General features: G+C 37.5%; 11 protein-coding genes. 5 read left to right on the top strand and 6 right to left on the bottom strand.

The window, feature by feature from the left end; all coding sequences use genetic code 11:
• Positions 1 to 206: 206 nt before the first annotated feature.
• Both AOB46_RS05740 and AOB46_RS05735 read right to left on the bottom strand, forming a co-directional pair.
• Positions 207 to 1,220, bottom strand: a complete 1,014-nt coding sequence (locus AOB46_RS05740) for a WD40/YVTN/BNR-like repeat-containing protein (RefSeq protein WP_062697342.1) — start codon at positions 1,218 to 1,220, stop codon at positions 207 to 209.
• 42 nt (positions 1,221 to 1,262) lie between these two features.
• Positions 1,263 to 2,780: an amino acid permease gene (locus AOB46_RS05735; protein ID WP_062697183.1), complete on the bottom strand. Its 1,518-nt coding sequence runs from the start codon at positions 2,778 to 2,780 to the stop codon at positions 1,263 to 1,265.
• A gap of 165 nt (positions 2,781 to 2,945) precedes the next feature.
• On the opposite strand from AOB46_RS05735, the gene pnuC reads away from it, so the two are divergent.
• The 5 genes from pnuC to AOB46_RS05710 all read left to right on the top strand — a co-directional run bounded on the left by pnuC (position 2,946) and on the right by AOB46_RS05710 (position 8,982).
• On the top strand, positions 2,946 to 3,623 hold the full coding sequence (gene pnuC / locus AOB46_RS05730; RefSeq protein WP_062697181.1) for a nicotinamide riboside transporter PnuC: 678 nt from the start codon (positions 2,946 to 2,948) through the stop codon (positions 3,621 to 3,623).
• Complete coding sequence (locus AOB46_RS05725) at positions 3,620 to 4,300, top strand: hypothetical protein (RefSeq protein ID WP_062697179.1); 681 nt, start codon at positions 3,620 to 3,622, stop codon at positions 4,298 to 4,300. The genes pnuC and AOB46_RS05725 overlap by 4 nt, the downstream gene beginning before the upstream one ends.
• Positions 4,301 to 4,392: 92 nt before the next feature.
• The gene (dapF, locus tag AOB46_RS05720) at positions 4,393 to 5,160 is read left to right on the top strand and encodes a diaminopimelate epimerase (RefSeq protein WP_062697177.1); all 768 of its coding nucleotides are present in this window, start codon (positions 4,393 to 4,395) and stop codon (positions 5,158 to 5,160) included.
• Between the two features lie 32 nt (positions 5,161 to 5,192).
• The gene (gene mltG, locus AOB46_RS05715; protein ID WP_062697175.1) at positions 5,193 to 6,218 is read left to right on the top strand and encodes an endolytic transglycosylase MltG; all 1,026 of its coding nucleotides are present in this window, start codon (positions 5,193 to 5,195) and stop codon (positions 6,216 to 6,218) included.
• A 169-nt stretch (positions 6,219 to 6,387) separates the two neighbouring features.
• Positions 6,388 to 8,982, top strand: coding sequence for a TonB-dependent receptor domain-containing protein (locus AOB46_RS05710; RefSeq protein ID WP_062697173.1), 2,595 nt, complete (start codon positions 6,388 to 6,390; stop codon positions 8,980 to 8,982).
• Positions 8,983 to 9,020: 38 nt separating this feature from the next.
• On the opposite strand, the gene AOB46_RS05705 is transcribed toward AOB46_RS05710, so the two are convergent.
• From AOB46_RS05705 to AOB46_RS05690, 4 genes are all read right to left on the bottom strand, one after another.
• Positions 9,021 to 9,473 carry an adenylyltransferase/cytidyltransferase family protein gene (locus tag AOB46_RS05705; protein WP_062697172.1) on the bottom strand — a complete coding sequence of 151 codons (453 nt, stop codon included), beginning with the start codon at positions 9,471 to 9,473 and terminating at the stop codon, positions 9,021 to 9,023.
• Positions 9,474 to 9,484: 11 nt separating this feature from the next.
• Positions 9,485 to 10,249, bottom strand: a complete 765-nt coding sequence (locus AOB46_RS05700) for a methyltransferase domain-containing protein (RefSeq protein WP_062697170.1) — start codon at positions 10,247 to 10,249, stop codon at positions 9,485 to 9,487.
• Between the two features lie 14 nt (positions 10,250 to 10,263).
• The gene (galE, locus tag AOB46_RS05695; protein WP_062697168.1) at positions 10,264 to 11,286 is read right to left on the bottom strand and encodes a UDP-glucose 4-epimerase GalE; all 1,023 of its coding nucleotides are present in this window, start codon (positions 11,284 to 11,286) and stop codon (positions 10,264 to 10,266) included.
• A gap of 341 nt (positions 11,287 to 11,627) precedes the next feature.
• The gene (locus AOB46_RS05690) at positions 11,628 to 12,752 is read right to left on the bottom strand and encodes a DegT/DnrJ/EryC1/StrS family aminotransferase (RefSeq protein WP_062697166.1); all 1,125 of its coding nucleotides are present in this window, start codon (positions 12,750 to 12,752) and stop codon (positions 11,628 to 11,630) included.
• Positions 12,753 to 12,792: the final 40 nt, after the last annotated feature.

Below are 12,792 nucleotides of genomic sequence, written 5' to 3'. Positions count from 1 at the left end.
CCATTACTGATGAATTTTAACCTATGAATTATATTAGGTTCTATTTTATAATGAATCTAAATACTTTTATCAACTCCTTCTGACTGGCTTGTTTTAAGCATTCTTCCACACGGGTTAACCATTCTGGAAAAAGGAAGTTATTTTCTATACTTACTATTTATAATTTCTTTAGAAAGAATCATGGTGAATTCTGGTTAACTCCCTGCTTAAAATTTCAGCTTCATCAGCGTAATCCTGCCATTTCCGGCCAATACGATGGAATGATCGTCTACCCAATCGCATACAAACAATCCTTTTTCATCGGAAATCTTCTTCCATGTTTTCCCGAAATCTGATGAATAACTGATATGCTGATCTCCGACAGAGATAATCTCTTTTCCTTTTGATCCGGGTTTAATTTTCACACAGGTTGTATACCCTGCGTTTTTTCCTGACGCCTGGATCTGCCAGGTTTTCCCGGCATCATAGCTCGTTGCTATATTATTAATATTTTCAGTCTGCTTTGTATAATCTCCCCCTACGGCAATTCCGAACTGATCTCCGAAAAAGTCTATTGAATACATTCCCTGTGCCCCATCTCCCTGTACAAAAGGGGTTTCAAAAACTTCTGTATTTTCATTTTTCAGGTTGAGCCTTAAAATTCTTGAAGCCTTGCCTCCTGTTGCAATCCACAGGTAATTTTTAGATGAAGCGATATTGGTGTTACTGGCAGCAAAGGCGGCCTCTCCACTATGTAATTTGACATTATTTTTGAACATACTCCACTTTCCGTTTTTCAATACAGCGAGTTTCAGCATATTATCCGGATCTGAATCACTGAATGTAAAGGCCAGCTTATCATTCACAAAGTGTAGGGCATCATAGAAAGCCGTTTTTGTGGTATCAGTGAAAACTATCTGAGATTTCAGATCTTTTTTATCTATTTTAAAGAAATAAGCAGGACTTATAATATTTATTGCATAAAAAGAGTTCCTGTCCTGAGCCAGCGTCCTGAATTCAAGCTTCTTATCGGAAAGTTTAATCTGCTTCTGATTTTTATGATCCTTTAGATCTACATACCCGAATTTTGAATCTGTACCGCTGTACCAGACTTTATGATCATGCAATTCAATAGCTCTTATACTGATTTTGTCTTCAAAAATTGTTTTAAAACTTTCAATCTGCTGGGAAAATGAACATATTCCCCAACATGATAATACAACGGAAAAAATCTTTTTCATAAGCATAAATAAAAAAACCGCCGAAGCGGTTTATATGAATAATTAATCGATGTTTTTATACTTTTCAGGATTGTTAAGTTTACTGTTTGATTTTCCATAAAGGAAATAAATCAACCCTCCTAATAACAGCCATGCGGCGGAAAGTTCCAATGCATGAGCACTTAGACGTGAAATCAGAAATAAATTAATAACCACCCCTAAAATGACTACAATTTGATAAGCCGGTACTTTGAAAGGTCTGATTAAATTAGGTTCTTTCTTTCTCATTACCCAAACAGCGATACACACTAAAGTAAATGCAAACAGGGTTCCAAAACTTGTCATATCAGCCAATGTGGAAATTGGTGTAAATGCAGCAATAAATGCCACAATAGTTCCTAATAGAATGATTCCTTTGTAAGGCGTTTTTGTTTTTGGGTGAAGTTCACCAAAGAATCTAGGAATCAATCCGTCTTTTGCCATTCCGATAAAGATTCTGGACTGTCCCATCATCATTACCATTACTACAGAGATCAGTCCTACGGTAGCTGCAATGGTTACGATATTGCTGGCCCAGTGTTTTCCTGCAATTTCAAAGGCATAGGCAACAGGCGCTTTAATTGCATCCGGGAACTTCCCTTCAGGATTAAAGTCTGTATAATGCATCATTCCTGTCAACACAAGAGATACACAGATATATAAGACTGTACAGATTAATAATGAAGTGATAATGGCAAAAGGAACATCTTTTTTAGGGTTGATTGCTTCCCCTGCCTGTGTAGAAACAGCATCAAAACCGATATACGCAAAGAAGATGGCTGCAGCACCGGAAATAATCCCCTGAATACCATAGGCCGAGACCATGTCTCCTTCAGAATTCTTGATCTTTATCTGATCAGGAATAAAAGGTTTCCAGTTTTTAACTCCATCAGCAGCATTATAAAGATCTGTATTTGAAAAGATGATGTAAACCCCTGCAATGATTACGAAAATAACCGCTGAAGTTTTTAATAATACAATCAGGTTATTGGCTCCTGCTGCTTCCTTTGTTCCTTTTACCAACAATGCGGTAATCAGCAAAACAAGGATAAATGCAGGAAGATTCATTGAAAACCCTTCTCCGGTATAACTTGCAGGATCGGAAGTAAGATAGGCGGGTAAATGAACGCCGAAAATTTTCAAAAATTTGGTGAAATATCCGGACCAGCTCACGGAAACGGCCATACTTGCCATGGCATATTCCAGAATGAGACACCACCCCATAGCCCAGGCAAAAATTTCGCCTACCGTTCCATATGCATACGCATAAGCAGAACCTTCAACAGGAATAATAGAGGCAAATTCTGCATAACATAATGCTGCAAAAACACAGGCTATACCTGCTATAATAAACGAAATGGCCAATGCCGGCCCTGCGTGGTAATAAGCTCCGGTTCCGGTAAGAACAAAAATTCCACCACCAATGATGGCACCTACTCCAATTGCTGTTAAACTCCATTTTCCAAGGACTTTCTTCAGCTCACTTTTCTGCATATCTGCCTCATAGGCACTTAGCGGCTTCTTAACCCAAATTTTAGACATGTTTTTTATTTATTAAGGATTTACGAAAATATAAAAATTTTACAAACCTTAACGTTTATTGATAAACTTTAATGATTTATTTTATATAAAACAGCCTAAAAAACTGATTAACACTTTATTTAAATTATTTCCGGAAGTGTTAATTTTTTGTTTATTTTTGACCGCATGAATTTATATGATCTCTTTGTAAAGCCCTATGAAAATTATGATACTTTGCAAATCATGCTGGAGGCTTCGGGAGCTTTTTTCGGTATTCTGAGTGTCTATTTCTCCATCAGAAAAAACATCTGGGTATACCCCACCGGTATTATTTCCACACTGATCTACGTATATATTCTTTATAACTTCGGATTACTGGGAGACTGCATGATCAATGTATATTATACTGCCATGAGTATTTACGGCTGGATTTTATGGTCTAAAAATTCCGAAGATCATATTCATGTGGAAGTTTCCTGGGCCAGCCAGAAGGAAAAGATGTTTGCAGGCCTCCTTTTTTTGATCAGCCTGGCATTGGTAACACTTGTGTATTATTACAAGCCTTATATTGACAATCATTTTTCCATGGAAGGAACCAACCTGGGACTGTACCATCTTGACTGGGCCAACTGGCTGGATGTACTTACCACTTCTATATTTTTAGTAGGAATGTGGTTTATGGCCAAACAGCGCATTGAGAACTGGTTTTTCTGGATCATCGGAGATTTTATTTGTATTCCTATGATGATTTTTAAAGAGCTTGGCATCACTTCGGTTCAATATTTGGTATTTACAATAATGGCTATCTTAGGATACCTTAACTGGAAAAAAAATTTAAAAGAAAAAAGTACAATAAAGTCATGAAAAATTTATTTAGAATAGCGCTTAGTCTTACTGTCATTGTTGGTTTATCATCATGTCTTGCCTATACTGACGGATATGCCAATAACGGATATGGAGATCCTTATTATAACAACGGATACTATTATGCTCCATCCGGATATTACGGCAGCGGTGGTTATTATGGTAATGACGGCTATTATTACAGAAACGATATTAATTATTACTATGATAACGGAGCTCCTTATTATTACTATAATTACAACAACAGCAGAAGAAAAGTATATGTGGAAAGAAGGAATAACGGAGCAGTAACTTCGCAAAGACCGAATAACGGATTCAGAGGCGAACCTACCGGAAGCGGTAATAACAACGGCATCAGAAGCAATAATAGCGGAGGGTTCAGAAATTCTTCAGGGAATCAGAATAACAACAATTACCCGAATAATCAGGGAACCAGGAATACCGGAGGATTCAGAAACTCTTCAGGTACGCAGAACAGCAACAATTCCCAGAATAACCAAGGAACCAGAAATACCGGAGGGTTCAGAAATACACAACAGTATAATCAGAACCAAAATCAGAACCAGAGTGGAGGGTTCAGAAATGAATCCGGCGGCGGTTTCAGAAACAGTTCCGGCTCTCAGAATACCACTCCGCCAAGTACAGGTACTACAAGACAGTCGGGCGGATTTAGATAAAACGATTATAAATAACATAACGGGCAGTTTTCACTGTCCGTTTTTCGTTTAAAATATAGTAATTTTGCTGGTTAAATTTAGATTAAAAGGATATGGAATTTTATAAATACCAGGGAACCGGAAATGATTTTGTGATGATAGACAACCGCGATCTGCAGTTCCCTAAAAACAAAGATATCATTGAAAAGTTATGCGACAGACGTTTCGGGATTGGTGCAGACGGACTTATTCTTCTTGAAAATGATGATCATTATGATTTCAAAATGGTTTATTATAATTCGGACGGCGGTGAAAGCACCATGTGTGGAAACGGCGGTAGATGCCTGGTTGCTTTTGCTTTTTTCCTTGACATCTTTGAAGATAAATGCAAATTCATTGCAATAGACGGTGAACACGAAGCCGAAATCCACAACGGCATCATTAAATTAAAGATGATTGATGTTAATACGGTTTCTAATGATGGTGAAGACACCGTAATGAACACAGGATCCCCTCACTATGTAAAATATGTAGAGGATTTGGTCAATTACAATGTTTTTGCGGAAGGAAACGGCATCCGGAATTCAGAAAATTACAGGGAAAAAGGCATCAATGTGAATTTTGTGGAAAAAATTACGGATGATGAAATTTTCGTAAGAACCTATGAACGAGGCGTTGAGGACGAAACATACAGCTGCGGAACAGGAGTTACGGCTTCGGCTTTAACTTTTCTGCAGAAAAACAATCTAATCTCTGTAAAAGTTAAAACTTTGGGGGGAAATCTTAAGGTATATGCAGAGAAAAATGGAAACTCTTTCCGGAATATCTGGCTGGAAGGTCCCGCAAAGCAGGTTTTTAGAGGTAAAATAGATCTTATTTAAAAACAGAAACTTTTAATCAACATTTTTTAATAATGAAAAAAACGGTTCTCATTATCGTTCTGCTTGTACTGGCAGCGGCAGGATTTTTTGGTTTGAGATTTTATAATACCTATTATGGAAACAACGTTGTGAAGGACGGTTATGTGCTGATTCCTCATAAAGCAAGTTTTAAGCAGGTGCTTGATTCTGTTGCTCCATATGTAAAAAATAAAGAAGCTTTTGAAACGGTAGCCAAAGATAAAGGGCTTGATAAATATTTTAAACCCGGACGCTATCATTTTCAGGAAGGAGCAGGAAACACAGGTCTTGTGAATATGATCAAAGCAGGAAATCAGACGGCCAACAGCTTCAGAATCGGAGATTTCGGGGATATGTATCAGATGATCGGAAAGGTAACCAAAAAAACAGAACTGGATTCTTTACATTTTGTAAACGACCTGAATGAAATTGCCGTTGAAAAAGGTTATAAAAATGCGGAAGATCTGAAGAAATATTTTTTCATTGATACGTATAATTTTTTCTGGACAGTAAGCCCGAGAGAATTCTTCAAAAAGTTTGATGAGCAGTATCAGAATTTCTGGACCCGTGAAAGACAAAATAAAGAGCAGCAGTCCGGGTTAACAAGAGACCAGATTTATGCGCTGGCATCCATTGTTTATAAAGAATCCGGAGGCAAAAAAGATGAAATGAGAACAATTGCCGGACTTTATCTGAACCGTTACAGAAAAGGCATGAAACTTCAGTCTGATCCAACCGTAATTTATGCGATCAACAAGCAGACAAACTTCAAGGAACCTATTAAAAGAGTTCTGTATAAGCATTTGTCTACTCCGTCACCCTATAATACCTATGCCAATGCAGGAATTCCTCCGGGGCCAATTTGTGTAGTGGATAAAAACTCTGTAGATGCTGTTTTAGAAGCAGAAAGCAATAACTATATTTTTATGTGTGCTGATCCTGCAAGATTCGGGTATCACAAATTTACAGCAAGCGCCGAAGAGCATGCAGTTAATGCAAAAGCTTATCAGGACTGGCTGAATTCAAAAAATATCAAATAGAAAATAATTTTAACTTTATTTTAACAACTCAACAACTAACTTTTATCATTTAAATAATACTTATATACTATAAATAATAAACAAATCGTAATATTCTGAAACCAACCCAATTTAACGATTTCATAATATTAAGAAGTATACTTTCGCGATTTTACACAAAAACTAACTTATGAATCAGACGGAAATTGTCAGTATTTTCACCAAAAAAACTTTAGCGCTTACTTTTGTGCTTTCGGCCGCAGCTATGGCCTTTGCACAGGAAAAAGCAGGAGTTTCGGGAACAGTTGTCAACAAAAACAACCAGCCTGTTCCTTATGCTTCTGTAACATTCAGCAATAAAGCCAACAAAACATTAAGTGATGCCGTGCTGACCGATGAAAAAGGACAGTACAAACTGGAGCTTGTCCCTGGAAATTATGACATTACAGTAGAGGCTATTGACTACAAAAAGAGCACAGTCAATAAAAGCATTACAGGCCCGGGGAATATCGGAGCTTTATCTATACAACCGGAAGCCACAACTACACTGGACGGAAAAACACAGGAAATCCAGGGAGTTGTTATCACCGCGGCCGCTACAAAAGCTTATAAAGTGGAGCTGGACAAGAAAACCTACGATCCGTCTCAGGATATTGTAAGTAAGGGAGGAAATCTTCAGGACGTCCTTTCCAATGTTCCTTCTGTTTCTGTAGATACGGATGGTACGGTTTCTATGAGAGGCAGTACCAATGTAAAATTCCTGATCAACGGCAAACCTTCTGCCCTTTTAGGAATTGATGACGGTGCTAATGCTCTTCAAAGTATTCCTGCCGACCAGATTGAAAGAATTGAAGTAATCACCAACCCTTCTTCTAAATTTGAAGCAAGTGGAACTTCGGGTATTTTGAATATCATTCTTAAAAAGAATAAAAAAATAGGTTTCAACGGAAGTGTGATCGGAACTTTAGGCTATCTTCCGAGAACTGCGCTTAATACTAATTTAAGCTGGAGAAAAAATAACTGGACGTGGTTCCTGAACGGTGGCGGCGGTTATTCCGAAAACAAGAGTAAAAACGATACAGAAACGACCTACCACAGTCTTGTCTTTCCTGATGTAGACCCTAGTGCCAATCCGTTTGTACAGCCCAATGATATTCCTACCTATCAGCTTCAAAACTCCAGAAACAAAAGTTATAACAAAAATTATAACGCCAGTGCCGGTTTTGTGTATGATATTTCAGATAAAACCTCCCTTAATTTCTCAGGAGTTGTAAGAACATTTGAAAGTGATAACAGTGAACTTCTGAACACGTATAACAGCTTTTACAGATATAACAAAAGCCAGGCAGCATGGAGCCTGCTTACCCCTTTCGGACAAAGAGGTTCTGAAGGAAGAAGTACCAACCTCGCTTTTCAAGGAGATTTAGGATTGGATCATAAATTTGACGATAAAGGACAGAATTTATCCGTCTCATTAAGTGTACAGCGAAACAGAAGCGTTAACAATTCCAACATTCTGGAAACTGAAGATGCAGCTTTCGTTCAGCAGGATATTACCCGCAGATATTCTGTGAGTAAAACCATTATCGGAAAGGCAGATTATGAACTTCCGATTGGTGAACAGTCTAAGCTTGAAGCCGGATACAGAATAGATGTCAACAACAATGATTATGACAATACGGTAAACAGTACTTCCAATAATCCGTTTATTCTTGATTACAACAATAACACGAATTATCGTGAAATGTTCAATGCCTTCTACTTACAGTTTAAAAGTAAAGTCGGAGAAAAGTTTGCCTATCAGTTAGGATTAAGAGATGAACTTTCAAATGTTAAGATCGATTATATAAACCAGAATCCAAATAAGGATCCTTTTAATAAAACTAAAAATTATAACAACCTGTTCCCGAGTTTATTTTTAAGTTATGACATTTCAAAGAACAACCAGATTTTAGTCAACTATTCACGTAGAATTGACAGACCTAGATCTTTCTTTATGGTTCCTTTCCCAAACTACAGCAACAGCCAGAATGTTTTTGAAGGAAACATTGATCTGAATCCATCGTATGTAGATTCATATGAAGTAGGATATAACATTACAAGAAAGAAATTCACCGTTAATCCTACCCTTTACTACAGACATGCAACGGATGATACCAAAATGCTTGTTTACAGACCGGATGAAAGTCAGAGCGTTTTCTATACCAAGCCGATTAACCTTGGAAATGATGACCGTTATGGTTTGGACCTGAATTTCACTTACGATCCTTTCTCATGGTTAAAGATTATGGGTAGTTTAGACATGTTCGGATATAAAACAACCGGTATTGCCTATTATGACACCAAAGATTCAGAAGGGAATGTGAAAACAGGATCGATGAATTTCACTGGTGATGGTTTTTCTACCAGAGCCCGTCTTAATACCACGTTCAAGATTGATAAAACATTAAGTGTACAGCTTCAAGGGTTTTACAGAGGAGCTCAAAAAACAGCCAACCAGAATACAGAAGATATGTATGCGCTGAATCTTGGTGCTTCCAAAACGATCTGGAAAGGTGACGGAACCATCTCTTTCAATATTCAGGATATTTTCAACACCAGAAACAGAGAGGTATTAAGTTTTAACAGCGACTATTCCCGCCGAAACTATATGCAGTGGCAGCCAAGACAGTTCTCTATTGCTTTAACTTACCGTTTCAAACAAGGTGAAAAAATAGAACAGCCTAAAAAGAAAAAAGACATCAACGCCAATGAATCCGGCGACGACCAGCAAGGTCCGATGTAATCACAAAAAATCCCGAAAATTAAATTTTCGGGATTTTTTTATTTTACCGTTTCAGTCTGTTCAAACTTTTCTTTTTCTGCCTCATAAATCCTTCTTCTCAGGTCGCTCGTGGAAAATCTGTGATCCCTTTTGTTATAAAAGATTTCTATTCCTTTTTCCTCACAATACTGTTTACCTGTGAAATCTCTGTTCATATAATCATCACCAATGATTCTTACATCAATTACAAAAGATTTCAGGATGTCCAGCAGGTCTTCTTCGGTATAATAAGGAATAATTTCGTCAACGGCATTTACTGCTTTTAACTGAATATATCTTTCTACAATTGTCTGGCTTGGCCTGTTTTTATTGGGTCTGTCGTGGGACGGATCAATCTGCAGGCCCACAATTAAATAATCACATACTGTTTTGGCTTCTTCAAGCATTTTAATATGCCCTGCGTGCAATAAGTCAAATGAGGAAAAGGTAATACCTATTTTTTGTGTCTTCATATTGTTTTAAATTAAAATTGCGCTGAAATAAACGTTCTTTTAAAAGGATAAAAGACCGGTGATTCAGGGAAAATATGTTGTAATTCGTTTTTATATTCTTTTTTAAATTCTTCTTTCAGTTCATCAGGAAGCTTTTCTATATATGGAATCATCGCTGTTCCTGAAGCCCAGGTAAATACCGCATCTGCATTTTCAAGAACATGGGGAAATACTTTTTCAAAAACAGTGATCTCTTTGCCTTTATTTTCAAATAAAATATTAGCATAATCTTCAATCTTTAAAACTGTATATTCTCTCTGCCAGGAGTTGTAGGCTGTTTTATAAGGTGCTTTCTCAGCCACCTTTCTCAACAGCTGATGAACAATATATTCATGATTGGAAGGAATCTGTATGGCAAGCTGCCCTCCTTCTTTTACTTTACTGATAATTCTTGGGAAAAGCTCTTTATGATTACTGCACCATTGGATAGCAGCATTGGAAATAACTAGATCAAAAGTATCAGGCAGATTCAACTGGTCTTCAATTGATCTCTGTTCAAAATGAAGCCGGCTTGTTTGGTAATGAGCTGCTTTTTCAAGCATTTCAGCGGAAGAATCTATTCCTACAACTTTAGAATCCTCCAGATAATCCAAAAGTTTAGAGGTGAGTTCTCCTGTACCGCATCCAAGATCTATAACAGAAAGGTCTGTTTTTGATTTCACGAGCTTCAGCAGGTCAAAAAATGGGGCGGAACGCTCTTCTTTGAACTGATCGTATACTTCGGGATTCCAAGCCATGATATAGGTGTTTTTTAGTTATTTCTGGACTGAAGATATTTCTGCCACTCCCAGGTTGTTCTTAAAGATTCTTCCAGTGAAGTTTCAGACTTCCAGTGCAGCTCTTTTTCAGCTTTGTCTGCATTGGCATAAGCCACTGTAATATCGCCTTCTCTTCTCGGACAGATCTGGTAAGGAACCTGTACGTTATTCGCTCTTTCAAAAGCTTTTACAACTTCCAGTACGGAGGAACCTTTTCCTGTTCCCAGATTATAAATATCAACTACTGCTTCATCAGAATCACTCTGCATCAGCTTTTTTAGTGCACTTACATGAGCTTTTGCCACATCAACGATGTAAATATAATCACGTACTGCTGTTCCGTCTTCTGTATCATAATCATCTCCCCAGATGCTCAGCTTTTCACGGATTCCGGCAGCAGTCTGAGTTACATAAGGAACCAGATTATTCGGAACTCCAATCGGCAGCTCGCCCAATAAACCTGAAGGGTGAGCCCCAATCGGGTTGAAATATCTTAGCAGTGAGATTTTCCGGTTATATGCTTTTGCAAAATCAATCAGGATTTCCTCTCCCATCTGCTTGGTTTTCCCATAAACACTTTCAGGAAGCTTCAGGGGAGTATTTTCATCGATCGGCATTTTTTCAGCCTGTCCGTATACCGTACATGAAGAACTGAAAATGAAGTTTGAAATTTCTCTCTCTTTAAATTCCTGAAGAATATTGATCAGGGAGAATAAATTATTTTCGTAATAATCTACAGGTTTTTGCTGACTCTCTCCTACTGCTTTTGAAGCTGCAAAATTGATACAACCATCAATTTGATGAGCATCAAAAACCTGGGTAAGAAGCTCTCTGCGTCTTAAATCAAACGGATAGAAAATCGGTTTCTTCCCTGTAATTTCTTCAATATTATTTAAAATAAACCTTTCCGAATTGGAAAGATCGTCTACAATAACAACCTCAAAGCCGCTATTGATCAGTTCCACTACGGTGTGGGAACCAATGTATCCAAGTCCACCTGTAACAAGTATTGCCATTTTATTTTTAATCTTTGTGTTTTCCTATACTTTCTATTTGTAGATCTACTTTACTTCCTTTACATCTATATTTTCTAACAATGATAAACCATAATCCAAAAGTAGAAAATAGTATTGATTGCGTTAAAGCCTCAAGCCGATTCTTTTTATTAAAAAAAACAGTGCGATAGGAGAAAATCCTCCTATCAGTACAATCAACGCTAACGGAAGAATATCTTTAGAGTTAATATGAGAACTTATCAATATGGAATAACAATAGTTAAGATAAAAGAATGTTATGATTGCATTAATCAGTATTACTGACCAATAGACTACACCATATTGAAAAATCTTTCTTTTCATTATTTCATAAACTCAAGCACCGCATCCGTGATATACTTCAGCTGCTCTTCATCTAATTCAGTATGCATCGGTAAAGAGATTACCTGATCCAGAAGCTTGTCCGTATTTACAAAATCTGCGTCATTGCTTTCCTGATAATACGCCTTCTGATTTCTTAATGCTACCGGATAGTAGATCATTGCAGGGATTTCCTTTTCTGTCAGAAACTTCTGAAGCTCGTTACGTTTTCCGTTCAGAATTCTCAGCGTATACTGGTGGAATACGTGGGTGGAACTTTCTGATCTTCGCGGGGTAAGAATATGTTCATGCCCTGCAAACGCTTCATCGTAATAATCTGCTGCTTTTCTCCTCGCTTCGTTGTAAGAATCCAGGTGGGGAAGTTTTTTTCTTAAAACGGCTGCCTGAATGCTGTCTAATCTTGAATTCACCCCAACCTCATCATGGTAATATCTTTCGTACATTCCATGGTTTACAATTCCTCTTAAACGGTGCGCCAGTTCATCATTATTGGTAAAGATGGCGCCTCCGTCTCCATAGCACCCTAGGTTTTTGGACGGGAAAAATGAGGTAGTTCCTACAGTAGCCATGGTTCCAGCATACTTTTCAGTACCATCTGAAAAAGTATATTGCGCTCCGATTGCCTGTGCATTGTCTTCAATTACATAAAGGTTATGTTCTTCAGCAATCTTTAAAATTTCCTCCATATTGGCGCACTGTCCAAAAATATGAACAGGGATAATCGCTTTTGTTCTTGGCGTGATTGCCTTTCTGATCTTCTCTGTTGAGATTGTGAATGTATCGTAATCTACATCTACCAGAACTGATTTCAATTTCAGCAAATGAATAACTTCTACTGTAGCGGCAAAAGTAAAATCAGCAGTGATCACTTCATCCCCTTCTTTCAGGTCTAAAGCCATCAATGCGATCTGTAAAGCATCTGTTCCGTTTGCACAGGGAATCACATGTTTTACATCTAAATAAGATTCCAATTCATTCTGGAAAGACTTTACTTCCGGGCCGTTGATAAAAGCCGCTGAATCCATTACATTTAAAACCGCATTATCTACATCATTCTTTATTTTGTAATACTGACTTTGTAAGTCAACCATCTGAATTTTTTTCATAAACAAATATTTCTGTAAAAATAAGGAATTTAATATCCTA

Source organism: Chryseobacterium indologenes (assembly GCF_001295265.1).
Taxonomy (GTDB): Bacteria; Bacteroidota; Bacteroidia; order Flavobacteriales; family Weeksellaceae; genus Chryseobacterium; species Chryseobacterium indologenes_A.
The sequence above is the reverse complement of the archived record's forward strand: the minus strand, read 5'-3'. Positions and strand labels throughout refer to the sequence as shown.